Below are 25597 nucleotides of genomic sequence, written 5' to 3'. Positions count from 1 at the left end.
GGCCAATAAAGTAGCATTTGCATTGCGACTATCCACCGGTGTAGGTGTGATCACAAGTCATCGGCTTCACATTGTAAAGAGCCTTGCTCTAACTATTCAGTAGCCTATTAGACATTTCCATTAGGTATATAGCCTTATTTACAGACACTAGTAGGCAATTAATTGGGGGGCACTATTGTGCGCTAAGTTTACCTAAGTGATTTACCGCATTACATCTGTAACTAACTGTAGTTTTAGCGCGTGCAGAATAAATACACATACCTGATAATTATACTAATCGGCAATAATACCTAATCAATTTAGTGGATTGAACTTGACACTAATTGCGTTAGAAATTTCTGATATACGATATAAAGAAATTTTTGTCCTCAAATAGAACATTTAACTAAGTAGATTAGCGTAAAGTTTATTTTATATTCTATTGGTTATAACTAACCATCTATACACTCCAATAAAAAACAATGCTGCAGATCCAAAGCCACTCAATACCCAAATGACTTTTAAAATGTTACCACCAATGCTGCCGTCATGTAGAGGGTGTATCCAGTTTTTAATTTTACTGGCCGTACTTTGTTTATCTATATTAAACATGCTCTCTAACTTCCCTGTAAGTGCATTAACCTCTATATAACTATGTGGAAAGCGATACGAAGGATCGTTTACAGTTTGAAATCTAAATCTGTAAATGGCATTTAAGTTTGATGGTGTTTCAATCCAAGCTAAACGCGCACTTGGTAATGCTTTTTGTGCTATTAGTATTGCTTGCGATAAAGGAATATTGAATTGTTTACAAGGCTGTATTTGTATTAGTGGTAGTGTCATTAATTGGATTTAACAGTGAGTCTATTTGTGGGTAATAAACTAATACGGAGCCAGAAAGGCTAATAATAGTAAGTAAAACACCTACCGATAGACCTAAGTATAAATGTAACCGCCTGAATATTTTTCGCCATGAAAGCTTTAGTGTCATTAATTAAATAGCCGTAATGAGTAATGCAGGTTTATTGGGCATTAAGGAATGATTAATTACGCGGTATATTATATGGTTTTTTGATATGAGTTGTGCGGCATTTTGTCGCACTTATTAAATTAGGTATTTAGAAAGTAAAACGCCAGTTCTTGGCTGGCGTTAAAGTACAAGCTTGAAGCTTATTTAAGCTTTAGGTCCTGCATTTTTTATATCGTCTGATACGTCATACTTAGCAAAGTTTTCAGTGAAGTCTGCGGCAAGTTTTGCTGCATATTCATTGTACTTAGCTTTATCTTCCCACGTATTAATAGGATTAAGTAAGTTAGTATCTACACCTGGAACTGCTACCGGTACATCTAGGTTTAAAACATCAATGTGCTGAGTTTCAACACCCGCTAATTTACCAGATACGATTGCATCAATTACTGCACGAGTAGTTGGGATATCAAAACGTTTACCTGTGCCGTAAGGGCCGCCAGTCCAACCTGTATTCACAAGGTACACTTTAGCGCCAAACTCGCGAACACGCTTCATAAGAAGCTCAGCGTAAACACCAGCAGGGCGTGGGAAGAATGGTGCGCCAAAACATGTCGAAAATGTTGATTCAATATCGCTAGTTGAACCAATCTCAGTTGAGCCAACTTTTGCTGTGTATCCACTTAAAAAGTGAAAAGCAGCAGCTTCTTCGCTAAGTATAGAAACGGGTGGTAATACACCGCTTACATCACAGGTTAAAAATACAACAGCCTTAGGTTCGCCTGCGCGGTTTTCTACTTTACGTTTTTCAACGTGTTCAAGTGGATATGCTGCACGGCTATTTTGAGTAAGGCTAGTATCGTTAAAATCTGGAACGCCTTTTTCATCTAGCACTACATTCTCTAAAATAGTACCAAAGCGAATTGCATTCCAAATTACAGGTTCGTTCTTTTGTGACAGGTCGATACATTTAGCATAGCAACCGCCTTCAATATTAAACACGCTTCCAGGTGCCCAACCGTGTTCGTCATCACCAATTAAAAAGCGAGTAGGATCTGCTGAAAGAGTTGTTTTACCCGTACCAGATAAACCGAAGAATAATGCTGTATCGCCTGCTTCACCAACATTAGCAGAACAGTGCATTGGTAATACACCTTTTGCTGGTAGTAGGAAGTTTTGTACAGAAAACATCGATTTTTTCATTTCACCGGCGTAACGCATACCTGCTAGTAATACTTTACGCTGTGCAAAGTTAATAATGACGGTGCCATCGCTATTTGTGCCATCACGTTCTGGCTCACATACAAACGAAGGGACGTTCATTACTTGCCATTGTGGTAAGTTTGAAGCGTTATAGTTTTGCGGTTCGATAAACATGTTTTTGGCAAAAATATGGTGCCACGCTGTTTCTGTAGTTACAACTACAGGTAGATAATGCTCAGGGTCTGCGCCAACTTCTAGGTGAGAGGTGAAGTGGTCATTACTTTGAACATGTGATTCTACGCGAGCCCATAATGCGTCAAATTTGTCTGCATCAAATGGACGATTAACGTTGCCCCATTGAATATCATCTTGAGTTGTTGTTTCTTGTACAATAAAACGATCTTTTGGTGAACGACCAGTTCGTTTTCCTGTAATTGCAACAAAAGCACCATTTGCGGCTAAAGTACCTTCGCCACGGCGGATCGCATGCTCGACAAGTTCAGCTGCGGTTAAATCGACAAAACGTGTAGCGCCTGTAGTCATGTTTATACCTAACTATGTGTGAGAGTTTGAACGGATAGCTCTGGGGTTATCAGTGCCCTTAAACTGAAATTATAGTAACAGAAGGTTTTAAGATATTCGAGCCCGTAAAGCCTCTAAAAACACATATATTTAAGAAAAAACATGAATAATTTCAATGATACCGGTGTCATGAAATTAGCAGAAAAGATGACACCGGTATCATCTTTTTATAATATAAAACCGCATATTTTGCGGCTTTAATTACTATATATAGATGAAGCTGAACATTTAGTTGAAAATGCTTTTTATATCTTGTTCGTTAAAAACATACTCTTTTAAACAGTAATGACAGTTAATATTAACAGACCCTTTTTCAGCTACGTCTTTGAGTAGTTCTTCTTGTCCAATATTAACAAGTGCAGTAATTGTTTTATCACGACTACAACCACATTTGAATTTAATCGCTTGAGGTTCAAATACGCGAGGATTATCTTCGTGATAAAGGCGTGTAAGGACAGTATTAGCATCAAGGTGTAATAGTTCTTCATCTTTAATGGTGTTACTTAATGCTTCTAGGTGTGCAAAGTCTTCAATTGATTTTTGTTTATCAACTGGGAGTACTTGTAAAAATAGACCACATGCTTTTGCGCTACCTTCTGTTGTGTCGGTTGCAAACCAAAGGCGTGTTTTTAATTGCTCTGACTGTTCAAAGTAACTTTCGATACATTCACTCAGAGTATCATGCTCTAGCGGAACTATACCTTGGTAACGTTCACCCTTACTTGGTGTAATAGTGATCACCATATAGCCTTGACCAATAAGCTCTTTTACAGTTGTGCCCGTAATTTCGCTTTGCAGGCGTGCAATACCACGCATGTTTTGTTTATCATCACCATTTATAACTGCATATTTAACTGGGCCATCACCTTGAAGCTGTACTGCAATTTCACCTTCAAACTTTAAAGTGGCGGTTAATAAACAGGTTGCAACAAGTAACTCACCTAGTAATGCTTTAACTGGGTCTGGGTAATTATGATCGGCAATCATTTCATTATAAGCATTCTCGATTTGTACGAGTTCGCCACGAACATCTAGTTCGTTGAATAAATAACGGTGAAGTAAATCTTGTTGCATGAGCGGCTATACCTAACTTGATTTCATTTTTAAAAGTTCGCGTCTTTGCTTTTTATCCGGTTTTTTATCCGGATGAGGAGCAAAAAAGCTGTTATTTTTGCGTGCGATGCTGTTTTCTTCGCGTTTAGCAATACTTGCATCAGATTCTTGATACATGGTCTGTGCAATGGGGGCGCTTTGACGTTTTTCAAGCACTGAGAGTATAGTTATCAGCTTTTCATCTACGCCCTGAGCCAGTTTTACTTTTGCGCCAACGTCTACTATTTTACTCGCTTTTGTACGTTGGCCATTATAATGTACTTTGCCGCCTTGCACCATTTCGCGTGCAACTGCACGAGTTTTATAAAATCGCGCAGCCCATAACCATTTATCTAATCGAACTTTTAACCCATCTACAGGGTCTGAGCTGGTATTAGCATTACTTTTTTTACCCATAAGGCATTCCCCCACGTTTTTATAGCTTAAAATTTATCATGAAATCATCGTAGGATGAAGGTATTACAACGGCAGTTTACTTTTTGTACTGTTATGTAAAGTTAATTTAATCTGTTTACAAAGTTTAATATTAGTGTGCTTGTTGAAAGAAAAATGAAAGGGTACTATGGGTACGCGCTAACGCAGTAAATTAAAATAAGAACACTATTTATGGAACAGCAAATCCAACAACTAAAACAATTTTTAACTCGTTTACCGCATGCTAAGTTAAGTGCATTAGTGACACTGTTAGTTGTTGTTTATCTTGCATTTTTATTATCAAAACTTGTTTGGCTTTTGTGGCCAAAACCACCAGTAACTCTACTTACCCCTACTCATTATGCTAACCAGTCATCTGGTGCGAGTAACAACTCAGCGCAGCATATTATTGAGCAATTTTTATTTGGTAAAAAAACTGTAACAAACAACAATAATACTGCAAAGCAATCGCAGGTAATAAATAATGCGCCAGAAACGCGCTTAAGTATCAATTTAACCGGTATCGTAGCGGTTAATAACGATGACAAAGCAGGTATCGCAATTATTGAATCACAAGGTAAGCAAGTTAGCTATCTTGTTGATGAAGTAGTATCGGGCACGCGTGCTGAAGTTGCACAAATATTGCCGGATCGTATTATTTTGAGTGTTAATGGACGCTTTGAAACATTAATGCTTGATGGACTCGATTTTAGTAAAAAAGTATCTATGCCAGTACTCGCTGCGCGTGATGATGCTGAAATGGGTCCGCAAAAATTAGAACCAAGTGATCTACAAATAGATGCCACTGCAGATCCAGACGTTAAAGAAGCAATTATAGAAACACGTGAAGAGTTACTCGAAGAGCCGGGCAAGCTATTTGACTATATACGTGTTTCACAAGCCATGAATGATGGTGAGCTAATTGGATATCGCTTAAGTCCAGGTAAAGAGCCTGAGCTGTTTAAGCAAATGGGTTTAAAAAATAACGATTTAGCCATTTCTATAAATGGCTATCAATTAACAGATTTAAAACAGGCTATGTCAGCTATTAATGAGCTGCGTAATAGTACAGATGCCAATATCACTATAGAACGTGATGGTGAACAAATTGATGTGCAATTTAGTCTGCAATAATTTAGCTTTGGAGTTTTAATACGATGGTTCAGGTGCTACACCTCAAAAAAATTAAAAAAGGGTTAGCTAAGTACGCAGCACTTTTTTTGGCGGCAAGTATTTCTTTGTCTGTTTCTGCTGTTGAATATGCTGCTAACTTTAAAGGAACTGATATCAACGAGTTCATTAATATTGTTGGTAAAAACCTTAATAAAACAGTCATTATTGACCCTAACGTGCGCGGAAAGGTAAATGTTCGCAGTTATGAGTTAATGGACGAAGCACTTTATTATCAGTTCTTCTTAAATGTATTGGAAGTTTATGGCTACTCAGCTGTTGAAATGGACAATGGCATAATTAAGGTCGAAAAAAGTTCAGACGCTAAAAAATCAAATGTGCCACTTATTGACGAAGGTAGTGAAGCTAGCGGCGACATGATGATTACGCGTGTTGTACGTGTTAAAAATGTAAGTGTGCAGGAGCTTGGTCCTCTAGTTCGTCAATTTAGCGATCAAAAAGATGGTGGCCACGTTGCTAACTTTAATGCGGCTAACGTAATGATGCTAACAGGTCATGCTGCATCGGTTAATCGCTTAGTTGAGATTATTCGCTCTGTTGATCAAGCGGGTGACAAACGTGTAGACATTGTTAAGCTTAAATATGCGACTGCTGATGATGTTGTCTCTGTAGTAGACAATATTTATAAAGACAGCGGTAAAGGCAGCGTACCTGAATTTTTAATTCCAAAAGTTGTGGCTGATGGCCGAACTAATAGCGTTATTGTAAGTGGTGAAGGCCAAGCACGTACACGTGCTATTGAGCTTATTAAGCGCTTAGATGGTGAGCTAGAAAGCCAAGGTAACACCAAGGTGTTTTACCTAAATTATGCTAAAGCTGAAGATTTAGTCAAAGTATTGCAAGGTGTTAGTAAGTCACTTGTTGATGATGCGCAAGGCGGTACTACTAAAACTCGTAGCAGAAGCAATAATGAAAGCAGTATAGAGTCTCACCCAGACTCAAACTCATTAATTATCACCGCACAGCCAGACACAATGCGATCACTTGAATCAGTAATTGAACGCCTTGATATTCGCCGTGCCCAAGTACTGGTTGAAGCGATTATTATTGAAGTAATGGAAGGCGACGGGGTTAACTTAGGGCTGCAGTGGATTTCTGAGCAGGGTGGTATGCTGCAGTTTAACAACGGCACTACGGTTCCCGTGGGCTCGTTAGCTGTTGCTGCAGAGCAAGCACAAGATACAACGGTAACTAAGACTATCATTGGTACAGAGTCAGGAAACGTTACTAGTTATGATGAAACGACTGAGGGTGACTATGATGCGCTTGCTTCATTGCTAAGTGGCATTAATGGTTTAGCGCTGGGCGTTGTTAAAAATGATTGGGGCGCAATTATTCAGGCTGTTGCCACTGATACAAATTCAAATATTTTGGCTACCCCTTCTATTACTACAATGGATAACGAAGAAGCCTCTATTTTAGTCGGTCAAGAAGTACCTATTATTACAGGCTCACAAACAGGCAGTAACAATGCTAACCCATTTCAAACAGTTGAGCGTCAAGAAGTCGGTATTAAATTGGTTGTTACGCCTCAGATTAATGATGGTTCAGCGGTACAGCTTACGATTGAGCAAGAAGTATCGAGCGTAAGTGGTGCAACTGCGGTTGATATTTCAGTAAATAAGCGTTCAATTAAAACAACAGTTATGGCCGATGATGGCGGTATGGTTGTACTTGGCGGCTTAATTGACGAAGACGTACAAGAAAGTGTTTCTAAGGTGCCCTTATTAGGCGACATTCCTATTTTAGGTCACTTGTTTAGATCAACAAATACAACGCGCCGTAAGCGTAATCTTATTGTATTTATTCGCCCAACCATTATTCGAGATGGTGTAAGTATGAATAAGTTAAGCTTTAATAAATATAACTTTATTCGTGGTGAGCAGTTTAAACAAAAAGAAGACGGTATTGAGTTAATGCCAATGACTGATACGCCTATTTTACCTGAGTGGAATGACGAATTAGTACTTCCCCCTACGTATGAAGAGTCTCTGCGTAAACAAAATGCACAAGAGCGTAAAGATGACTAATGCGATTCAAGAGATAAACCAAGATGTGGTTCATCCTAAAACGCATAATCAGGATGAGCTATTAACGAGTGATGTGTTAGTTGAGTTACCAGCAAAGCGTTTGCCGTTTTCCTATGCAAGACGTGCAGGTGTGTTACTTGGCAAAAACAAAGATCACCGCATAGTTTACTACCGTGGTGAGCTAGATGTGGAAGTACTATTAGAAGTACGCCGTATCGCAGGCCATGGTTTTACACTTGAGCAATTGGCTGATGATAAATTTGAGCTATTGCTTGAAGCGTCATACCAACGCGATAGCTCTGAAACACAACAAATGATGGAAGATATTGGCAACGAGGTTGATTTATTCTCACTTGCTGATGAACTTCCGCAAACTGAAGATTTACTGGCTGGTGACGATGATGCGCCAATAATCAAGCTTATTAACGCCATGCTAAGTGAAGCGATTAAAGAAGGGGCTTCTGATATTCATATCGAAACCTTCGAGCAAGAGCTTGTTATTCGCTTTAGGGTCGATGGCGTGCTTAAAGAAGTACTTAAGCCTAATCGTAAACTTGCATCGTTACTTGTGTCTCGTATTAAAGTAATGGCTAAGCTTGATATAGCCGAAAAACGTATTCCACAAGATGGTCGTATTAGTTTACGTATTGCTGGGCGTGCAGTTGATGTGCGTGTATCTACAATGCCATCGAGCTTTGGTGAGCGCGTAGTACTGCGTTTACTTGATAAAAACAACGCGCGCTTAAACCTTGAAGATTTAGGTATGACTGCAGATAATCGTGCATTGTTTTCAGATTTAATCAGTAAACCCCACGGCATTATTTTAGTAACAGGGCCAACGGGCTCTGGTAAAAGTACCACCCTATACGCTGGTATGAGCCAAATTAACTCACGCGATCGCAATATTCTTACCGTTGAAGATCCGATAGAGTACGAAATTCCAGGTATTGGGCAAACACAAGTTAATGCAAAAGTTGATATGACATTTGCACGTGGTTTACGTGCAATATTACGCCAAGATCCTGATGTGGTAATGGTGGGTGAAATACGCGACCTTGAAACTGCGCAAATTGGTGTTCAAGCGTCACTTACCGGCCACCTTGTTATGTCTACTCTGCATACTAATACCGCATCGGGTGCAATTACACGTATGGAAGATATGGGAGTTGAACCATTCTTACTTTCATCGTCGTTACTCGGTGTGTTGTCGCAACGGCTAGTACGTACATTGTGTAATACCTGCAAAGAAGGTCACACGGCTGATGAGCATGAATGCCAGCTGTTAGGGGTTCCTTTTGAAAGCCAACCGACAATCTATCGAGCAGTAGGGTGTGAGGAGTGTAACTTTAATGGCTATCGTGGTCGTACGGGTATTCACGAGTTACTTGTAGTTGATGAAACAATACGCGAAATGATTCACAACGGTAAAGGCGAGCAAAGCGTAGAAAAATACATTCGTAAGCGCAGCCCAAGTATTCGCCAAGATGGTTGTAGCCGTGTACTTGTAGGTAAAACAACACTTGAAGAAGTATTGCGTGTTACCCGTGAGGAAGGTTAACTATGGCGGCGTTTGAATACCGTGCCTTAGATGGCCGAGGTAAAGAAAAAAAAGGCATTTTAGAAGCCGATACAGCTAAACAAATTCGCCAAACTTTACGTGATCAAAAACTTACGCCGCTTGAAGTTGTCCCTGCGGCGCAAAGTGATAAACAAGTCAAAGGCGAAAAAGCCCCTTTACTCGGTGGCTTTTTTAAGCCGACAATTTCAACCTCAGACTTAGCATTAATTACAAGGCAATTAGCAACACTTATTCAATCGGCACTTCCTGTTGAAGGCGCTGTTATGGCGGTTGCTGAGCAATGCGAAAAGCCGCGTTTAAAGCGTATGCTTATGTCGGTACGCTCAAAAGTGGTTGAAGGTTACACACTTGCCGATGGTCTTAGTGAGTTTCCTCATGTTTTTGACGACTTATATCGTGCAATGGTAGCCGCAGGCGAAAAGTCGGGTCACCTTGACCAAGTACTTAATCGTTTAGCCGACTATACCGAGCAGCGCCAACATATGCGTAGCCAAATAACTCAGGCTATGGTTTACCCCATTATATTAGTGGTATTTGCAATTGGTATTGTGTCGGTATTACTGGGCACCGTAGTACCAAAAATATTAAAAACGTTTGAAAAAACGAAACAAGTACTTCCTTGGACAACCGAATGGGTTATGGCAGGCAGCCATTTTGTGCAAAATTATTGGTTTATTAGTTTAATAGCGATTACAGCTATAGCCATTGGTATTAAGCATGCACTTAAGCAGCCTAAAATACGTTTTTGGTGGGATGACCGAGTGCTACATATGCCAGGTATAGGTAAAGTGGCTCGTGGTATTAACACCGCACGTTTTGCGCGTACTTTAAGTATTTTATCGTCAAGCTCGGTACCATTGCTCGAGGGGATGCGTATCTCGGGTGGCGTATTAATCAACGAAAAAATTAAAAAAGCGGTTGCAGATGCATCCGATAGAGTGAGTGAGGGTGCAAGCTTAAGAGCTGCACTTCAGCAAACTAAGTTGTTTCCACCAATGATGCTGCATATGATAGCAAGTGGTGAAAAATCAGGTGAACTAGAGCAAATGTTAGAGCGTGCTGCAAATAACCAAGATCGCGAATTTGAGAGCATGGTTAATGTATCGCTTAAACTACTAGAGCCTGCGATGATCGCCTCAATGGCGGTTATTGTATTATTTATAGTAATGGCAATATTGCAGCCAATAATGGCGATGAATAAAGCTGTTGGACTTTAAGTTAGAATAAACTTTTAAATATATTAATGGTTTTACCTAAACCATTTTTACTTAATGTTTTTAGAATAATGAGGTAATTACGTGAATAAACAATCAGGTTTTTCTTTACTAGAAGTGATGGTGGTACTGGTTATCATCGGAATGATTATGTCAATTGTTGCACCTAACATTATGGGTCAGCAAGAAGAGGCTGCTATCGATAAAGCGCATCTAGATATTCAACAATTAGAAGATGCAATGAGCTTATACAAGCTTAAAAATAAGAGCTACCCAAGCACAGAGCAAGGTCTTGAAGCGCTAGTTACTCAAACAAGCATTGAACCGGTTCCAAAACGTTTCCCTGACGGTGGTTTTATTAATGAATTACCAGAAGATCCATGGGGTAATCTATATCAGCTAATTAGCCCAGGTGAAATTGGCAAGTTTGATATTTTTTCTATGGGCCCAGATGGTGAAGTAGGTACTGATGATGATATCGGTAACTGGGACGAAGAAAAACAATAATGCTTAAGTACACTGCTTTGTATGAACATGTTAATTCTAGAGGCTTGCTATGAAAGCAAGCCTTAAGCAGCGCCATGCAAAAAGCAGAGGCTTTAGTTTAATAGAAATTTTAGTGGTATTAGTGATCATCGCTTTTGCTACAAAAATGGTGGTATATAGCTTAGAAGGCGGTGCTGAGGAAGAGTTAGATACTCAAGCATTAAGGCTGCATACCACCATTAACATGGCATCGGAATTTGCCATTTTAAACCAAGTTGAATTGGGCTTATTAGTAGAAGAAAATACGTTAGAGTATTTAGTTTTCGATGGTGAAAAGTGGATTACCTTTGACCGTGAAGATCTTTTTAAACCAATAGAGTTAGATGAAAGATTAAAGCTCACGCTTAACTTAGAAGATTTAGCGTGGGCGCAAGATAACCTCTTAGAGCAATCTAACTGGCGCGAGCTTATGAGTGGCGGCGATGAAGACAGCTTACTTGAGCTTAAAAAGTTGAAAATCCCACAAGTACTTATTTTGTCATCAGGTGAGGTAAGCGCGTTTCAACTTATATTAGAGTTAAAAGAGCAAAGCGAACCTGTGTATTACATTGAAGGTGAATTTGCTGCACCAGTAAACTTTCGCCGAGAGCCAGAATAATGAAGCGCACTAAAGGGTTTACCTTATTAGAGGTATTAGTGGCATTAAGTATTTGTGCCATGGCGGGTATAGCTGCAATGCAAGCAACAAGCGAGCACATACACCACTTAACGACTATTGAAGAGCAAACCTATGCATCTTGGGTCGCCGAAAACGTTATTATTGAACAGCGTACTAAAGGCGAACAATGGCAAGGTAAAAATAACCTTAAAGGCAGCGAAGTAATGGGCGGTGTTGAATGGTTTTGGCAGCAAGAAGTAACAGCCACTGCTGACAAAAGCTTTGTTAAGTTAACCATAAATGTTTTTACGGATGAAAAATATGAGCATTCGGCATATGAGTTATCAACGTATCTCAATAAAGGCAAAAAGTAAGTGAAGCAGCGTGGGTTTACATTACTTGAAGTTATGGTAGCACTGGGTATTTTAGCTTTTGTTATTATTGCTACTCATCAAATACTCGAGACGACAACAAGAGCAAAAGATGCCTCCGATGAAAAAATTGCTGAGTTAAATGGGTTGCAAACAACATTTAGGTTAATGGATCAAGATTTTAGCCAAATGACTAAACGTGCAGTACGAAACGAATCTGGTGATGTTCAAGAACAATACTTACTTGCTGGTCGTTACGTTTTAGAAAGCCAATACGATGGTATCGCGTTTGTACGAGATGGCTGGATAAATCCAATTAATTTATTGCCACGTTCAGAACTACAAGCCGTTGGTTATAGAGTGATAGACGATAACCTTGAGCGTGTTTATCGGGTTTATGTTGATCAGCTTGATAATATGGAGCCGCGAGTTCAACGTGTACTAGAAAATGTTGAAGAGCTTAAGTTTGAGTTTTTGGATGATAAAAACGAATGGCAGGAACAGTGGGAAATTAAAGCTCTCCCTAAAGCGGTTGCTGTTACTTTGCAACAAATAGAAGCAGAGCCAATTCGTCGTGTATTTTTAGTTCCTGGGCAAGGCAAAGTTGTTGCTACACAAAGTACGGATGTGAATAATGGTTAAGCAGCAATCATCGCGCGGCGCAGCACTTGTTATTGTTTTGTTTATTGTGGCATTAGCGGCTATTTTAGCAGTAGAAATGAGTGCTAATTTAATGGTTCAAGTGCAAAAAAGCACTAATTTGCAAGGTCACCAGCAAGCTAAATGGTATGCCTACGGTGCAGAAGAGCTTGCTATTAAAGGGCTAATACAAAGTAAAAAAGATGATGCTGATAAAACAACACTTGATCAAGTTTGGGCAACTCAAGGGGATGCTTCATACCCTGTTGATAACGGCACGTTAAGTGGCAAAATTACTGATTTACAAGCATGTCTAAATTTAAATGCTTTAGCCATAGCGCCAGAAGAAAATAGCGCAAGTAAAACAAACCCTGCACATAAAGCACTATTTGCATTACTTGAAAACATTGAAGATTTACCTGCTGATGAATCAGAAGAGACAATGGCAGATAGCGTATTTGATTGGCTTGACGAGGACAGTATTACATATCGCTCAGGCGCAGAAGAAGACGAGTATTTATCACGAGATTTTCCGTATATGACAGCCAATAGTTTATTTGCATCAACATCGGAATTACGCTTGGTTAAGGGCTTCAACCCATTAGTGATGGAAAAAGTACTGCCATATGTATGTGTAATACCAGGCAGTACGCTTTTATCTATTAACGTAAATACATTAATCCCAGAGCAAGCACTTATACTCAGTGCCTTAATAGAAAGCTTGAGCTTATCTGGTGCAGAGGCTGTGATAGGTGCAAGACCGCAAACTGGCTTTGACACCATTGATGAATTTTTTGAACAGGTGAAGCAACAAGGCGGTACTAATACCGACTCAGTCAAAAGTTTATTTAGTATTAAAAGCGAATATTTTAAATTACAAACGCAGGCAAATTTTGTCGACCTGCGTTTTTCGATGACCACATTACTGCACGCTAAAGACGGTGACGTAACGATACTGGCGCGAAAATTTGGAGGCGTACAGTGACAGAAATACTGTTGATCCGCACGGGTCAAACCGAGCAAGAATTGCTTAATTGGTTAATTTACTCACCACAAGAACAAGAAATAATAGCCAGTGGCGAGTTACCAAATGCAGAGCATTTAAGTGAGCTAAGCGAAAAAGCACTTACCCGAGAAGTTGTTGTGTTGTTACCAAGTGATCAAGTGCAATTAAAAACGGTCGCTTTGCCAACAAAATGGAATCGCAAGCTTGAGCAAGCATTGCCATACATGCTGGAGGAAGATATAGCATGTGACGTAGATGAACTGTTTATAGCAGTAGCGCAGCCGACAATGCTTGGTGAGCAACATGCAATTCGTGTAGCAATGACAGACCGTGAATGGTTTGAACAATGGCTCGCATTATTTGTAGAGCATAATCTATCAGTATACAGAATATTACCCGATGCTTTGTTGTTACCGCTTGCAGATGATGGCGCAGTCACCGCTATCGAGCTCAATAACCAATGGTTATTTAAGCAAGGGCAATGGCATATTGGTGCGGTTGAATCTAGTTGGTTAAATGGCTACTTAACAGCCATGGGTAATCCTGATATTAAGCATTTTAGCCCAGCTAGTCAGTTTCCAGAAAGCGTTAACTTACAAGCGCAAACAAGTGAGTACGACTTACCTCTAGCATTATTTGCAAAGCAGTTAGATAGCGTTAATTTTAACTTACGCCAAGGTGTATATCAGCTTAAAAAGCAAAGCGCTTTATGGTGGGGTTACTGGAAAGGCGCCGCAATTATAGCAAGTGTTGCATTGGTTTCTACCATTACAATAAAAGCTATTGAGTTACACCAACTTAATACACAAGTAGAATTAGCTAAAGCTCAAGTAGTGGACAGATACCAAAAAGCATTTCCAGGAACTAAAGTTCGCCCCAATCTAATTAAAAGCCAAATTAAAGGCGCGTTAGATAAAGTGCAAGGCTCAAGTGAGTCGGACTTTTTAGACTTAACGACTAATTTGGTTGATGTATTTTCGCAAGTTAGCGAATTTACACCTGAAACACTTCGTTATGACAAACGTCGCAATGAGCTGCGCATTCGTGCACGTGCTAAAGACTTCCAAACCTTTGGTAAAGTAAAAATCATACTTGAAAAACAAGGTTTAACTGTTGAGCAAGGGTCTTTAAATAACGACGGTGATTATGTCGTTGGTGAAATTAAACTGCGAGGTGCAGTATGAAAAAGCAGTTAATGCAACAATGGCGCTCGCTTAAAGAGCAAGAACAACAATTGGTAATGGTCGCTGGTGGCGTGTTTATTATTTTTGTTTTAGTAATGGGAATATTTAGACCATTAAATAATGCGATAGAAAAGGCACAGCAATCTCAAATTAAACAACAAGAGCTATTAGCTTGGGTTGATGACAGTATTGTTAAACTAAAGGCTGCGGGTAACACCAGTGTTGCTAGCAATGCAAACTTAAGCCAAATTGTTAATTCTACACGTGGGCGCCATCAAATAAGTATTAGTAAAATGCAGCCAAGTAGTGATTCGCTACGTTTGACGCTCGACTCTGTAGAATTTAATCAGTTAATAGAGTGGTTAGATGAGCTAGTGAATCAGCACGGCTTAAAAATTGAAAACTTAGATTTGAGCCGCGATGATAAATCAGGCTATGTGCGTGTAAGCCGTTTAGTATTAGAGAATTAATTAATGAAAAAAATAATAACGTTATCGGCTGTCTTTTTAATTAGTTTTATTGTGTTTTGTATTATTAAATTACCAGCACATATTGCACTAGATATAGCAAAACCGTACTTTCCAAAGCAATTAGAAGTAGGGCAAACTGTAGGCACTGTTTGGCAAGGTCAAATGATGCAAGTTCGTTTTGATGGTGAACAGTTAAATAATGTGCGCTGGGACATTGCTGGTTGGAAGTTATTTACAGGCAAGCTAAATGCGAATGTGAAGTTTGGTAATGCACGAGAGCGTAGTGATATCTCGGGTTATGCTGATGTAAGTTATGGGCTTTTTAATCAAGAAGTTAAAGTGACTGACGGCCTAGTGCGCTCAACAGTAGAGCGTGCAATGCAGCGCGTGCAGCTTCCCCTACCTGTAACCGCTAAAGGGCGTGTAATTTTAGAACTTGATGAATACAGCTCAGGTGCACCTTATTGTGATTCACTAAAAGGTGAAATAGCGAGCCCTAATATTGACGTGCAAGGCTTAAATGGGTGGTTTAATATTGGCCCTCTGGCTGGTAAGTTAAGCTGTAAGTCGGGCGATATTGCTATATTAATTGACCCAGATAATACGCTTGGCCTTGAGGCAGATGCTACACTTAAAGCTAATTTCGACTTTAGTGTGGCAGGTTATGTAAAACCAGATGCTAGCTTACCTAAAGATGTACATGATGCGGTTAAATTTTTAGGCCGACCAGATAGCCAAGGTCGTTACCCGCTCAACTTTTAATGTTTGAATATAAAGAGTTTTAATGCAAATACCCCAATTTACTGAGCTGCACGCAAAGCAGCTCAGCACATTTTTAAATACCCAATCACAAGCAATGACCCTTCAACAAAGCCAAGGCTATTTATTTGGCGTTATTTGTTCGCCCAATCCATTAGATGTGCATGAGTGGCTTGAGCAGATATTGCCAAATACAGCTAATGATTTAGATGAAGAAGTACTTTTCTTGTTTATGGCGCTATATCATAAAATTAGTGAGCAAGTATTTGAAACAGGATACAAATTGCCTAACACATTTGATGCTGAATTTTGTAAGTCATGGAGTAAAGGTTTCTTAGTTGCAACCAAAGCTTACGCAGAGCCTTTATTAAATGCACCGCAATTAGATACTGACTTTAAACAAGCATTAGAAAGTGCGTTAAGTACATTAAGCTTTTTTGCACTCGACCAGCTAGCAATAGCTCAGATTGCCAAACAAAATAACATGACTATAGAAGCCTTGTGTCAGTACCAATATGAATCAATGGGTGACTTTGCATTAGGGTTTGCTGAACTAATTGAAGTGGTCGCAATTAATAGCGGTTTGATAACCGACGAGAGTTGGGAAGAGTAATTATTAATACCAGGCGCTTAGTTTAATCTAAGTGCCTAGCTCTAATATAATATCCGTACAGCCTTGTTTGCACTTTACTACGCCTTTACCAGGTTCACTGGTGGCTAAATTAAGTGTTAAAACCCCATTACACTTCTCACACTTTAACGTTTTGCCTTGTGCTAATTGCTTGAGCATATTGCGTTGTTTATGAAATGAGTCGCTTGCTTTTTTATTTAATCCTGAAAAATCCACTACTTTGCTCGCTTTTGCTCTAATGCTTCAGTCACTATTTTACATACTGTATTTAAACGATCGCCATAAAAATAAAGGTTTAAGTCACGTTCACGACAATAGCGTAGGTGAAATAACTGAACAGAGTCATCTGTTGTAAACGTTTTTTCTACGTACTCACCCTCAGATTCAGACAATTTAAGTTGAGTGCTGATTCTATTTTTAGCCATATTTGCAGCAGGGCTTCTGTTAACCTTACTTGCATCACTTAAAAAACCAATGCCTTCACCTAATAACCTTTCGCGAGGTTCTTTTATAAGCGGATGATCGATTGTAAAAAAGGCAAGGATCACAACTACCAAAATAATAAATTTTTTCATGGATACGTAAACCTTGATCTAAGTAGGGTTGAATTACCATGCAGTGTAATAAACTGCATTTTAAAAGCAAGTAACTGGGATGAATAAATTATTAGCGATCTATGCCAGTAATTTTAACCAACATTGTTATAATGGTTAACAGCAGTCAGATATTTCTGAAATATCTGAAAGTATTCGAGAAGGCAATTTATTAAAGTAAATCTGCCTAGCAAGTAACTTGCTAGCTTTAAGTATAGAGTACTTGAGTATTGCTGGATTTTTATTTCCAAGCGGCGTTGAGGAACTTCGATGGACAAGCAAATTAAAGTAAAGAATATCCCTGTAGAGGTGAAAATCCAAAAACCGGATTTAAGCCGTCAAGATGATAGGTTCAATCCCCGAAATCGTATTTATGTGCGTGCCGTAAAAGGCCTACATCAATTACTTAGGCAGCGCATTGGCTTTTTAGGCCTACTTGCGTTTATGTTACTTCCTTGGATTAATTTTAACGGCCAGCAAGCAGTACTGTTTGATCTAATTGGTCAAAAATACAATATTTTTGGTTTAACGCTATGGCCTCAAGATTTTACCATATTAGCGTTTATTTTTATGCTGGCAGCATTTGCGCTGTTTTTAGTGACCACCTTCTATGGACGGGTGTGGTGTGGCTACACATGTCCGCAAACTGTTTGGACCTTTATTTTTATTTGGTTTGAAGAAAAGCTTGAAGGCACAGCTAATCAGCGTAAAAAACTCGATCAAAGACCCATGAATTTTGATAAGTTTTGGCGTAAAACGGCAAAGCATACTAGTTGGGTATTGTTTTCGTTATATACCGCTATTTCTTTTGTGGGTTACTTTACGCCAATCAGAGAGTTACTTCCTGATTTTGTAACGTTTAACGTGGGTGGTTATGCACTAGTCAGTATTATTTTCTTTGCTGCGTGTACCTATGGTAATGCCGGTTGGATGCGAGAAATTATGTGTTTACACATTTGCCCTTACTCTCGTTTTCAATCAGCTATGTTTGATAAAGATACATACACTGTAACGTACGACGAAAGCCGTGGTGAAAGCCGTGGTCCTCGTTCACGTAAAGTAGATCATGAAGATTTAGAGCTAGGCGACTGTATAGACTGTAACTTGTGTGTTCAAGTGTGCCCAACAGGTATTGATATTAGAAATGGGTTACAAGCTGAGTGTATTAACTGTGGTGCATGTATTGATGCGTGTGATGGCGTAATGGATAAAATGGAATACCCGCGTGGGCTTATTTCATATACGACAGAGCGAAACCTCGAAACCCCAGAAAATAAAACGAATCCACTACGAGCTAAAATCATTGGTTACACGGTCATACTTGTTGTGCTTACGGGAGCACTTGTAGCTAATATAGCGCTGCGTAAAACAATGGACTTTGATATCATTCGTGATCGAAATCAATTATATCGTGTCGATTTTGATGGTTTAGTAGAGAACACCTATACATTAAAGGTAATTAATAAAGCGCAGTACGAGCAAACCTTTAATATTAAAGTGCAAGGGTTAGATAACTTTAAGTATATTGGTAAGCAGTCATTTACTGTGCAGGCAGGGCAATCTCATAATGTGCCATTGTCGCTTGTAATGGACCCTTATGATTTGAAGGTGTCGATGACAGAGTTTAACTTTGTGCTTTCACCGGTAGATGAGCCGGATGAGACAATATCGCAGTCGAGTAACTTTTTTAAAGCGCGATAATCACAACCTACCTTAAATAGGTAAGTTGATATAGCAATTAACAAAAGCGGGTATATAACCCGCTTTTTATTTTATATAAGAAGAGTATGAGTAAATTTAGTTTTATTGACTTAACACCTGACCTAATACTCGATGCAATAGAAAGCGTAGGTGTGTACGCCGAATCTGGTTTGTTGGCACTCAATAGCTATGAAAACAGAGTGTACCAATTTAAAGCCGATGATGGTCTGCGTTACGTAGTGAAGTTTTATCGCCCAGAGCGCTGGAGTAAAGAGCAAATTCAAGAAGAGCATGACTTTGCATTTGAACTGGCAGAAGCGGAAGTGCCTGTTGTTGCCCCTATTTTATATAATGGGAAAAGCTTGTTTGAACACGAAGGTTATTTGTTTGTGTTGTTTCCAAGTGTCGGCGGGCGTTTATTTGAGGTTGATAACTTAGATCAACTTGATGTAATGGGGCGTTTAATTGGCCGTATGCACCAAGTAGCTAAAACAAAGCCTTTTACTTATAGGCCAACAGTTACCTGCGAGGAGTATTTACATACAGCCAAAGTTCATCTTCAAAAAAGTAACTTAGTGCCTATGGGAATAAATACTGCCTTTTATACTATTTTAGATTTAGTGATAGAGCAGGCGCAAAAACAGTATAAAGATGTGCAAAGTATTCGCTTACATGGTGACTGCCACGTTGGTAATATTTTGTGGGCAGGTGATGCGCTCATGTTTGTTGATTTAGATGACAGCCGCCAAGGTCCTGCAATCCAAGATTTATGGATGATGCTCAGTGGCGATAGAGCGACGCAACTGTTACAGTTAGACACCCTTGTGAATGCGTATGAAGAGTTTTGTGATTTTGATCACTCTCAACTCAAATTAATTGAACCGCTGCGAGCGATGCGTATTATCCATTATATGGGATGGGTAGCTAAACGATGGAGCGATCCTGCCTTTGTGCGGAACTTTACATGGTTTGCTGATGACAAATACTGGGAGCAACAAATTTTAGCACTGAAGGAGCAACTTGCAGCACTGCAAGAAGCACCGTTAAAGTTATTGCCGTAATATTTTATTTAAAGACAAGTACAACGAGATACAAATGCTTAAAAAATTAAAACTGAGTTTATTACTTTTATGTTTACCATTTGCAGCACTTGCTGCACAGTTTGAAGTTGATAATCAATACACTGTTATTGATGTAGACAAAAGTACATCACCACAAGTAACCGAATTTTTCTCATTTTACTGTCCACATTGTTTTAAGTTTGAACCAGTAGCAAAAGCAATTGAACAAGGCTTGCCAGAAGGCGCGGAGTTTATTAAAAACCACGTGAACTTTTTAGGTGGCGTGTCGCCACAAGCACAAAGTAATTTAAGCTTTGCCTACTTAATTGCTAAGCAGCATGGTCAGGCGCAGAGTATTAGCGATCAAATTTTTAAAAGTATTCATGTTCAGCGTGCTCCTTTAACTGAAATGAAAGACGTTAAAAAATTACTTGAAGTAAACGGTATTGATAGCGCAACGTTTGATCAAGAAATTGCAAGCATGCCAGTTATTTCGGCTGAGCAAGCAATGCAAAACAAACAAAATAAATATTCAAAATTAGGCGCACTTACAGGTGTACCTACTTTTATTGTTAACGATAAATATAAAATAAACCTCAACACCATCAAAAATCAAAAAGAACTTGATGAGTTAGTAGCGTTTTTATTAGCACTATAAATTTCGGAGCATAATAATGATTAAATTAGTTAAAGCAGGTTTGCTTGCAGTACTACTTCCTATGGCGGCAACAAGCTTTGCAGCAACGTATGAAGAAGGCGTGCATTACGACGTTGTTTCTGAGCGCGCAACAAAAAAGCCAGAAATTAAAGAGTTTTTCTCATTTTACTGCCCTGCATGTAATAACATGGAAGCACTAATTGGTGAGTTTAAGCCTAAGCTTGATAAAAACGTTAAATTTAAAAAGAGCCATGTTGATTTTGTAGGTGTACGCGACCCAGAAAACCAACAGATGATGAGCCAAGCACTCGCTACTGCAGAAGTGCTTCCGCAAAAAGATAAAATTGTCTCTGCAATCTTTAATCATATTCATACAAAGCGCGCTAGTTTTAATGAGCTTGCAGATGTAAAAGATATATTTGTAGCGCAGGGCGTTGATGGCGATAAGTTTGATAAGCTGTTTAAAAGCTTCTCGGTACGTACGCTGAGCTCTAAAATGAAACGCGATCAAGACTACTTTAAAGAAAAAGGCGCACTACGTGGCGTACCTACATTTATTGTAAATGGTAAGTATAAATTAAACCTAGGTCGTGAGTCGGGTATTACTGAACCAGAAGATATTAGCAAACTGATTAATTACTTAGCTAACAAGTAAGTTTAGCTAAAACTNAAACTAAAAAAGCTCCTTAAGGAGCTTTTTTGCTTTATAAGGATATAGCGATGGAAAAAATATTAGTATCGAGTTGTTTGCTAGGGCAGCCTGTTCGCTACGATGGTAGAGGACACGCAATTTTGCATCCACAGCTTAATTTGTGGCAAAAACAAAATAGATTAATTGTGTTTTGTCCTGAGGTCGCTGGTGGGCTTCCTACTCCTAGAGCTCCTGCTGAAATAATACAGGGGAGTGTAGTTACTAATTTAGGAGAAGATGTAACAGAACAGTTTCAAACTGGAGCTAATATAGCGCTAGAACTCTGTAAAAAGAATCAAGTTCGTTTTGCTCTACTTAAAGAATCGAGCCCTTCTTGCGGACGAAATACAATATATGATGGAAAGCATCGCGGAGTAAAAATCGAAGGGCTAGGTTTAACTACAGCATTATTAATAAAAAATGGTATTCAAGTATTTAGCGAAGAGCAAATACCAGCACTTATAAAAGTACTGGCACTTTAATTTTGGCTGGTTATTTGCGCTGCAAGAAAACACCCGACTCAATGTGATGTGTATATGGGAACTGATCAAATATAGCAAAGCGCTTAACGTTGTGCGTACGTGTTAGGTGATCAAGGTCACGCTCAAGGGTTTCAGGATTACACGATATATAAATTATGCTTTCGTAGTTAGCCACTAAGTCACACGTTAATTCATCCATGCCCGCGCGCGGTGGATCAACTAATATGGTTTGGCAGTCATAGCTTTTAAGGTCAATACCGTCTAAACGAGAGAAAGTACGCTCGCCATTCATTGCTTGAGTAAACTCTTCACTAGACATACGAATAATATCTAAGTTCTCTACGTTATTTTTAGCAATATTGTATTGAGCAGAATGAACAGATGATTTTGATATTTCTGTTGCTAATACTTTATTAAAACAGCCCGCTAACGCAATTGAAAAGTTACCGTTACCGCAATACAGTTCTAATAAATCATTTTTAAGTGGTTTACATAAATCTTGCGCCCACTCCAGCATATTAATATTTACTTTTGCATTAGGCTGAGTAAAGCTATTTTCTACTTGTTGATAAATAAGCTCTTGACCATTAACTGTTAAACGCTCAGTTACAAAGTCATCACCCAGCACTTCTTTTTGTTTGCGAGCACGGCCGATAAAGTCAATTTTGTATTTACTGCTTAGTTTTTCTTTAAGCGCTTTAATTTCACTTAACCATTCATCATCAAGTGGTTTGTGATAAAGCAAGCTTACTAAAATTTCACCGCTTAGCGTGGATAGGTAATCGATTTGAAATAACTTACGACGTAATATTTCACAAGGCTTAAGATGCTCAATCATCACCTGCATTATTTCACCAACTAGAGGCGCTGCTGGATCAAATGTATCAACACGGATTTTTTCTTTTGTTTGTTGATCAAACATAATGTGAAACAGATCGTCACCGTCGTGCCATACTCTAAATTCAGCACGTTGGCGGTAGTTAGTTGGCTCTGAGCTAAATACTTCTAGTTGCTCCACACCAAAACGTTGGAATTGTGCACTAATACGCTGCTCTTTTTCACTTAACTGCGTTTGGTACTGTGTGGTATCTATTTTAATAACTGCCATTAACGCTACTACCTTATCTAAGATCTGTTTATCGGCGCTATTGTAGGGAGCGCTACGTATTTGTCTAGTTTTGGCTAGCATTTATGCTGTTTTATTGCACATTGTACTTTAGTTTTTATTGTTATAGCCGATAATAAATTACGCACGCTTAGGAGACGAATCATGAAAATAGGTAACTATGGCTTTATGCCAAACAACAACATCAATAAATTCAATAATAAAGCTGATATACAGCAACCTACAATTACGTCTCCTCAAGATAGCTATCAACAACGAGGCCGAGAGTTGGCCGCAAAGGTACTTGGCGATAAAATGGCTGAGCAGCTTGGATTGCCTATCGCAGAAAAAAAAGCAGATAAACCACTATTTGATTTTAATGAAATAGTAAAAAACGTACTCGATTTTGTAAGTAGTGCTGTTAATAAAGCAAAAGCTAACGGCGCTGATGACGAAAAGCTCAAAGATATGTTAGGCGACGCGCGCAAAGGAGTCCAAATAGGGATTGACGACGCTGTTGATGAACTCAAAGGTACAGGCGTATTTAATGATGACATGGAAGAGGGGATTAATAAGTCCAAAGAGGGAATTTACAATGGGCTCGATAAGTTTGAAGAGTCGTTATTTAACCCACAACCTGCCAGCGTAAATATAAGCCAGGCTCAATATGTCAGTATGACGAGTAATGCAGAGTATAAATTTACCACCGCAGAAGGTGACGAGGTAAGTATTAGCTTTGCAGATGCATTTGAATCTCAATCGGCAAGTGGCTATCAGCAAAACAGTAATAGTGAGTCGTTTGCAAGCTCATCATCGCAATCTCGACAGGTATCATTTTCGATGTCGGTTAATGGTGACTTAAATGAGCAAGAGCAAGAAGCTATTAATGTAATGATGGAAGACTTACAAGATTTAAGTAAAACCTTTTTTGGTGGTGATTTAGATGAAGCATTTGAACAAGCGCAAGAGCTGAGTTTAGACAGCGATCAGCTGGTGGCTTTTTCTATGGATTTACGCCAAACAAAAACAATAGCAACAGTTAAAAGCTATGAAGAATATAGACCAGCACCAGAAAAACAAGTAGCGGAGGGTTTAGCTCCTTTTAATGACGACCTTAAAAATGCTTTTGAAAAAGCGGGTGAGCTTGGATTACAAAATCAGCTAGCTGGCATTCTCCAATGGTTAAATCAAGATCAGGAACAAATAGATAAGTTAGTAGATTACACAAAGTCTATGTTCGAAAACCTTAATCAGTTAAATTCGGCGGCCGACAGGCTTACGGATTTAGAAACCACGCAAAGTTAAACTACTTTCTTTTATAAATACCTCATGGCAAACTGCCGTTCTTAAAGTAAAGTGGGAACGGTAGTTTGTCAGCGCATATAATGGTCTTTGATTCAGGTATTGGTGGAACTACTGTACTTGAGCATATAAAGCACAGTATCCCCAATGCTCAGTACAGTTATTTTATGGATAATGCATTACTACCTTATGGTGCTCAATCCCAAAAAACCATCATTAACCGATTATGCTCACTTATTCATTTCATCAAAGCTAATACGCTTAACGTTGATTTAATTGTAATAGCGTGTAATACCGCTTCTACATCTGCACTTAGCGCTGTTCGCCAAATGACAGATATTCCTATAGTAGGTGTTGTGCCAGCAATAAAACCTGCGGCAGAGTTAACACGTTCAAATCATATTGGCTTATTAGCCACACCGGCAACGGTCGCCAGTTCATACACTAAAACATTAATTACTGAGCATGCACGTAATGTAATCGTTAATCTATATAGCAGTGTGGAGTTAGTAACTTTAGCTGAGCAATACTTTTTTACAGAGTCTTTGGATACAAACAAGTTGCATCAAGTGCTTGATGACCTACATATAGATAAAACTATAGATGTACTTGTATTAGGATGTACGCACTTTCCAATATTAGCAGAGCCTATTAGTCAGTATTTTGAAGGGAATGTAAAATTACTTGATTCAGGTGTAGCGATAGCAAACAGAGTCAACTACCTACTTAACCAACTTAACTTCTGTGTGAATAAACTAACAGACATAAAAAAGCCGCTGCAATATTATGCAACGGCTGATGTGTTTAGCAATAAGCTAGCGGTAAAGCTAGTTACACTGACTGATCCGTCTCAGTACGTAGAGCATTAGAATCATCTTCTTGTTTTTGTTTTGCTTCACGTACCTTTAAAGTACGTTGTTGGAACTCGCTATCGTTCAAGTTAGCAATTGCATTGTCTGCATCAGCTTGCGCCATTTCAACAAAACCAAAGCCACGACGTTTGCCAGTATTCTTATCCTTTAATAAACGAACATTGAATACTTTGCCTTGTTCTTCAAATAATGCACGAACCACACCTTCGTTTGCACGATAAGGAAGGTTACCAACATAAAGCGTTTTTGTTTTAACTTCAGCTTCTTCAGTCACATCAGATGATATTGCAGCAATAGCAATTGCACCTATTAATAAACCAGCACCAAATAGTAATGCAGGGTTTAAAGCTAAGCCGCCTAAAGCAAACTCAACAACAACAAAACCAACTACAGCAAGAATAACAGAGAAGATAAAAGATTTTTGATCGGGTAATTTCATTTTAGATCTACCAATAAACAGGAAATAAACATTAATTTAACATTGTGAACTTGCTATCTTAACGTCTAAATCAAACATAGCAATGATATTTGTATTAAATTATAAATAAGAGCACAAAAAAGCATCACCTTAGGCGGGGTTTCATATAGTTTTACGTAGTTTTGTTCTATTTTTGTTCGAACAGTAAAAAGATCTAAAAAAAGGGTTGATCTGTTTT

At 38.9% G+C, this 25597-nt stretch carries 29 protein-coding genes; 20 read left to right on the top strand and 9 right to left on the bottom strand.

The annotated features are described in order from the left end of the window. Positions 1-411 precede the first annotated feature (411 nt). The 5 genes from GQR39_RS19655 to hslR all read right to left on the bottom strand — a co-directional run bounded on the left by GQR39_RS19655 (position 412) and on the right by hslR (position 4240). Positions 412-822, bottom strand: a complete 411-nt coding sequence (locus tag GQR39_RS19655) for a PepSY domain-containing protein (protein ID WP_240918230.1) — start codon at positions 820-822, stop codon at positions 412-414. Beyond that, on the bottom strand, positions 788-970 hold the full coding sequence (locus GQR39_RS20365; protein WP_232785090.1) for a PepSY-associated TM helix domain-containing protein: 183 nt from the start codon (positions 968-970) through the stop codon (positions 788-790). Before GQR39_RS20365 ends, GQR39_RS19655 begins: the two co-directional genes overlap by 35 nt. 183 nt (positions 971-1153) lie before the next feature. Next, on the bottom strand, positions 1154-2692 hold the full coding sequence (locus GQR39_RS19650) for a phosphoenolpyruvate carboxykinase (protein WP_010555418.1): 1539 nt from the start codon (positions 2690-2692) through the stop codon (positions 1154-1156). 267 nt (positions 2693-2959) lie between these two features. Continuing rightward, positions 2960-3805 carry an Hsp33 family molecular chaperone HslO gene (gene hslO / locus GQR39_RS19645; RefSeq protein WP_007586592.1) on the bottom strand — a complete coding sequence of 282 codons (846 nt, stop codon included), beginning with the start codon at positions 3803-3805 and terminating at the stop codon, positions 2960-2962. Between the two features lie 12 nt (positions 3806-3817). Further along, positions 3818-4240 carry a ribosome-associated heat shock protein Hsp15 gene (gene hslR, locus GQR39_RS19640; protein ID WP_165736396.1) on the bottom strand — a complete coding sequence of 141 codons (423 nt, stop codon included), beginning with the start codon at positions 4238-4240 and terminating at the stop codon, positions 3818-3820. Positions 4241-4450: 210 nt separating this feature from the next. On the opposite strand from hslR, the gene gspC reads away from it, so the two are divergent. The 13 genes from gspC (at position 4451) to GQR39_RS19575 (ending at position 16458) form a co-directional block, all read left to right on the top strand. After that, on the top strand, positions 4451-5392 hold the full coding sequence (gene gspC / locus GQR39_RS19635) for a type II secretion system protein GspC (protein WP_024591433.1): 942 nt from the start codon (positions 4451-4453) through the stop codon (positions 5390-5392). Positions 5393-5415: 23 nt separating this feature from the next. Continuing rightward, positions 5416-7479 (top strand): type II secretion system secretin GspD, encoded by a 2064-nt coding sequence (gspD, locus tag GQR39_RS19630; RefSeq protein ID WP_165736395.1) that lies wholly within the window; start codon positions 5416-5418, stop codon positions 7477-7479. After that, a complete protein-coding gene (gene gspE, locus GQR39_RS19625; protein ID WP_010555415.1) occupies positions 7472-9037 on the top strand; it encodes a type II secretion system ATPase GspE in 1566 nt (521 codons plus the stop codon). Before gspD ends, gspE begins: the two co-directional genes overlap by 8 nt. 2 nt (positions 9038-9039) lie before the next feature. Continuing rightward, positions 9040-10275 carry a type II secretion system inner membrane protein GspF gene (gene gspF / locus GQR39_RS19620; RefSeq protein WP_002962033.1) on the top strand — a complete coding sequence of 412 codons (1236 nt, stop codon included), beginning with the start codon at positions 9040-9042 and terminating at the stop codon, positions 10273-10275. An 81-nt stretch (positions 10276-10356) separates the two neighbouring features. Then, positions 10357-10779 (top strand): type II secretion system major pseudopilin GspG, encoded by a 423-nt coding sequence (gene gspG, locus GQR39_RS19615; protein ID WP_007586585.1) that lies wholly within the window; start codon positions 10357-10359, stop codon positions 10777-10779. Between the two features lie 49 nt (positions 10780-10828). After that, positions 10829-11416, top strand: a complete 588-nt coding sequence (locus tag GQR39_RS19610; protein ID WP_010555414.1) for a prepilin-type N-terminal cleavage/methylation domain-containing protein — start codon at positions 10829-10831, stop codon at positions 11414-11416. After that, a complete protein-coding gene (gene gspI / locus GQR39_RS19605) occupies positions 11416-11790 on the top strand; it encodes a type II secretion system minor pseudopilin GspI (protein ID WP_002962039.1) in 375 nt (124 codons plus the stop codon). Before GQR39_RS19610 ends, gspI begins: the two co-directional genes overlap by 1 nt. Further along, positions 11791-12429 carry a type II secretion system minor pseudopilin GspJ gene (gene gspJ / locus GQR39_RS19600; RefSeq protein WP_010555413.1) on the top strand — a complete coding sequence of 213 codons (639 nt, stop codon included), beginning with the start codon at positions 11791-11793 and terminating at the stop codon, positions 12427-12429. It abuts the gene before it with no gap. Continuing rightward, positions 12422-13411 (top strand): type II secretion system minor pseudopilin GspK, encoded by a 990-nt coding sequence (gene gspK, locus GQR39_RS19595; RefSeq protein ID WP_007586581.1) that lies wholly within the window; start codon positions 12422-12424, stop codon positions 13409-13411. The genes gspJ and gspK overlap by 8 nt, the downstream gene beginning before the upstream one ends. Continuing rightward, a complete protein-coding gene (gspL, locus tag GQR39_RS19590; RefSeq protein WP_165736394.1) occupies positions 13408-14616 on the top strand; it encodes a type II secretion system protein GspL in 1209 nt (402 codons plus the stop codon). Before gspK ends, gspL begins: the two co-directional genes overlap by 4 nt. Beyond that, positions 14613-15086, top strand: coding sequence for a type II secretion system protein M (locus GQR39_RS19585; protein ID WP_010555411.1), 474 nt, complete (start codon positions 14613-14615; stop codon positions 15084-15086). The genes gspL and GQR39_RS19585 overlap by 4 nt, the downstream gene beginning before the upstream one ends. 3 nt (positions 15087-15089) lie before the next feature. Continuing rightward, on the top strand, positions 15090-15848 hold the full coding sequence (locus GQR39_RS19580) for a type II secretion system protein N (RefSeq protein ID WP_007586576.1): 759 nt from the start codon (positions 15090-15092) through the stop codon (positions 15846-15848). 22 nt (positions 15849-15870) lie between these two features. Continuing rightward, complete coding sequence (locus GQR39_RS19575; RefSeq protein WP_007586574.1) at positions 15871-16458, top strand: UPF0149 family protein; 588 nt, start codon at positions 15871-15873, stop codon at positions 16456-16458. Positions 16459-16485: 27 nt separating this feature from the next. Here GQR39_RS19575 and GQR39_RS19570 read toward each other — a convergent pair whose 3' ends face one another. Together GQR39_RS19570 and GQR39_RS19565 are read right to left on the bottom strand one after the other, a co-directional pair. After that, on the bottom strand, positions 16486-16692 hold the full coding sequence (locus GQR39_RS19570) for a hypothetical protein (RefSeq protein WP_007586570.1): 207 nt from the start codon (positions 16690-16692) through the stop codon (positions 16486-16488). Then, positions 16692-17051 (bottom strand): hypothetical protein, encoded by a 360-nt coding sequence (locus GQR39_RS19565; RefSeq protein WP_007586569.1) that lies wholly within the window; start codon positions 17049-17051, stop codon positions 16692-16694. The genes GQR39_RS19570 and GQR39_RS19565 overlap by 1 nt, the downstream gene beginning before the upstream one ends. A 288-nt stretch (positions 17052-17339) precedes the next feature. Between GQR39_RS19565 and ccoG the strand changes: the two genes are divergently transcribed. The 5 genes from ccoG (at position 17340) to GQR39_RS19540 (ending at position 21662) form a co-directional block, all read left to right on the top strand. Beyond that, positions 17340-18770, top strand: coding sequence for a cytochrome c oxidase accessory protein CcoG (gene ccoG, locus GQR39_RS19560; protein WP_007586568.1), 1431 nt, complete (start codon positions 17340-17342; stop codon positions 18768-18770). Between the two features lie 86 nt (positions 18771-18856). Then, positions 18857-19831: a serine/threonine protein kinase gene (locus GQR39_RS19555; protein ID WP_101217255.1), complete on the top strand. Its 975-nt coding sequence runs from the start codon at positions 18857-18859 to the stop codon at positions 19829-19831. 34 nt (positions 19832-19865) lie between these two features. Next, positions 19866-20489 (top strand): thiol:disulfide interchange protein DsbA/DsbL, encoded by a 624-nt coding sequence (locus GQR39_RS19550; RefSeq protein WP_007586563.1) that lies wholly within the window; start codon positions 19866-19868, stop codon positions 20487-20489. Between the two features lie 16 nt (positions 20490-20505). Beyond that, positions 20506-21144, top strand: coding sequence for a thiol:disulfide interchange protein DsbA/DsbL (locus tag GQR39_RS19545; protein WP_010555409.1), 639 nt, complete (start codon positions 20506-20508; stop codon positions 21142-21144). 65 nt (positions 21145-21209) lie between these two features. Then, a complete protein-coding gene (locus GQR39_RS19540) occupies positions 21210-21662 on the top strand; it encodes a DUF523 domain-containing protein (protein WP_010555408.1) in 453 nt (150 codons plus the stop codon). A 10-nt stretch (positions 21663-21672) separates the two neighbouring features. Here the strand turns inward: GQR39_RS19540 and trmA are convergent, their stop codons facing one another. Further along, positions 21673-22770 carry a tRNA (uridine(54)-C5)-methyltransferase TrmA gene (trmA, locus tag GQR39_RS19535; protein WP_007582854.1) on the bottom strand — a complete coding sequence of 366 codons (1098 nt, stop codon included), beginning with the start codon at positions 22768-22770 and terminating at the stop codon, positions 21673-21675. Between the two features lie 162 nt (positions 22771-22932). On the opposite strand from trmA, the gene GQR39_RS19530 reads away from it, so the two are divergent. Further along, entirely contained in the window at positions 22933-24072 is a 1140-nt protein-coding gene (locus tag GQR39_RS19530; protein WP_165736393.1) for a DUF5610 domain-containing protein, read from the top strand. 65 nt (positions 24073-24137) lie between these two features. Then, positions 24138-24938 carry a glutamate racemase gene (gene murI, locus GQR39_RS19525; protein WP_165736392.1) on the top strand — a complete coding sequence of 267 codons (801 nt, stop codon included), beginning with the start codon at positions 24138-24140 and terminating at the stop codon, positions 24936-24938. Here murI and GQR39_RS19520 read toward each other — a convergent pair. Beyond that, on the bottom strand, positions 24901-25380 hold the full coding sequence (locus GQR39_RS19520) for an RNA-binding protein (protein ID WP_024596401.1): 480 nt from the start codon (positions 25378-25380) through the stop codon (positions 24901-24903). The two genes, murI and GQR39_RS19520, sit on opposite strands and share 38 nt — an antisense overlap. Positions 25381-25597: the final 217 nt, after the last annotated feature.

This window comes from Pseudoalteromonas sp. C8, from assembly GCF_011378685.1.
In the GTDB taxonomy this organism is placed as follows: domain Bacteria; phylum Pseudomonadota; class Gammaproteobacteria; order Enterobacterales; family Alteromonadaceae; genus Pseudoalteromonas; species Pseudoalteromonas arctica.
Note: the sequence above shows the minus strand (reverse complement) of the source record. Positions and strands in the feature narration are given on the sequence as shown.

Excerpts from the sequence above, each read along its gene's own strand:
- GQR39_RS19655 (WP_240918230.1), bottom strand. The coding sequence starts at position 822 with ATGACACTACCACTAATACAAATACAGCCTTGTAAACAATTCAATATT.
- GQR39_RS20365 (WP_232785090.1), bottom strand. The coding sequence starts at position 970 with ATGACACTAAAGCTTTCATGGCGAAAAATATTCAGGCGGTTACATTTA.
- GQR39_RS19650 (WP_010555418.1), bottom strand. The coding sequence starts at position 2,692 with ATGACTACAGGCGCTACACGTTTTGTCGATTTAACCGCAGCTGAACTT.
- hslO (WP_007586592.1), bottom strand. The coding sequence starts at position 3,805 with ATGCAACAAGATTTACTTCACCGTTATTTATTCAACGAACTAGATGTT.
- hslR (WP_165736396.1), bottom strand. The coding sequence starts at position 4,240 with ATGGGTAAAAAAAGTAATGCTAATACCAGCTCAGACCCTGTAGATGGG.
- gspC (WP_024591433.1), top strand. The coding sequence starts at position 4,451 with ATGGAACAGCAAATCCAACAACTAAAACAATTTTTAACTCGTTTACCG.
- gspD (WP_165736395.1), top strand. The coding sequence starts at position 5,416 with ATGGTTCAGGTGCTACACCTCAAAAAAATTAAAAAAGGGTTAGCTAAG.
- gspE (WP_010555415.1), top strand. The coding sequence starts at position 7,472 with ATGACTAATGCGATTCAAGAGATAAACCAAGATGTGGTTCATCCTAAA.
- gspF (WP_002962033.1), top strand. The coding sequence starts at position 9,040 with ATGGCGGCGTTTGAATACCGTGCCTTAGATGGCCGAGGTAAAGAAAAA.
- GQR39_RS19610 (WP_010555414.1), top strand. The coding sequence starts at position 10,829 with ATGAAAGCAAGCCTTAAGCAGCGCCATGCAAAAAGCAGAGGCTTTAGT.
- gspI (WP_002962039.1), top strand. The coding sequence starts at position 11,416 with ATGAAGCGCACTAAAGGGTTTACCTTATTAGAGGTATTAGTGGCATTA.
- gspK (WP_007586581.1), top strand. The coding sequence starts at position 12,422 with ATGGTTAAGCAGCAATCATCGCGCGGCGCAGCACTTGTTATTGTTTTG.
- GQR39_RS19585 (WP_010555411.1), top strand. The coding sequence starts at position 14,613 with ATGAAAAAGCAGTTAATGCAACAATGGCGCTCGCTTAAAGAGCAAGAA.
- GQR39_RS19580 (WP_007586576.1), top strand. The coding sequence starts at position 15,090 with ATGAAAAAAATAATAACGTTATCGGCTGTCTTTTTAATTAGTTTTATT.
- GQR39_RS19575 (WP_007586574.1), top strand. The coding sequence starts at position 15,871 with ATGCAAATACCCCAATTTACTGAGCTGCACGCAAAGCAGCTCAGCACA.
- GQR39_RS19565 (WP_007586569.1), bottom strand. The coding sequence starts at position 17,051 with ATGAAAAAATTTATTATTTTGGTAGTTGTGATCCTTGCCTTTTTTACA.
- ccoG (WP_007586568.1), top strand. The coding sequence starts at position 17,340 with ATGGACAAGCAAATTAAAGTAAAGAATATCCCTGTAGAGGTGAAAATC.
- GQR39_RS19555 (WP_101217255.1), top strand. The coding sequence starts at position 18,857 with ATGAGTAAATTTAGTTTTATTGACTTAACACCTGACCTAATACTCGAT.
- GQR39_RS19550 (WP_007586563.1), top strand. The coding sequence starts at position 19,866 with ATGCTTAAAAAATTAAAACTGAGTTTATTACTTTTATGTTTACCATTT.
- GQR39_RS19545 (WP_010555409.1), top strand. The coding sequence starts at position 20,506 with ATGATTAAATTAGTTAAAGCAGGTTTGCTTGCAGTACTACTTCCTATG.
- GQR39_RS19540 (WP_010555408.1), top strand. The coding sequence starts at position 21,210 with ATGGAAAAAATATTAGTATCGAGTTGTTTGCTAGGGCAGCCTGTTCGC.
- trmA (WP_007582854.1), bottom strand. The coding sequence starts at position 22,770 with ATGGCAGTTATTAAAATAGATACCACACAGTACCAAACGCAGTTAAGT.
- GQR39_RS19530 (WP_165736393.1), top strand. The coding sequence starts at position 22,933 with ATGAAAATAGGTAACTATGGCTTTATGCCAAACAACAACATCAATAAA.
- GQR39_RS19520 (WP_024596401.1), bottom strand. The coding sequence starts at position 25,380 with ATGAAATTACCCGATCAAAAATCTTTTATCTTCTCTGTTATTCTTGCT.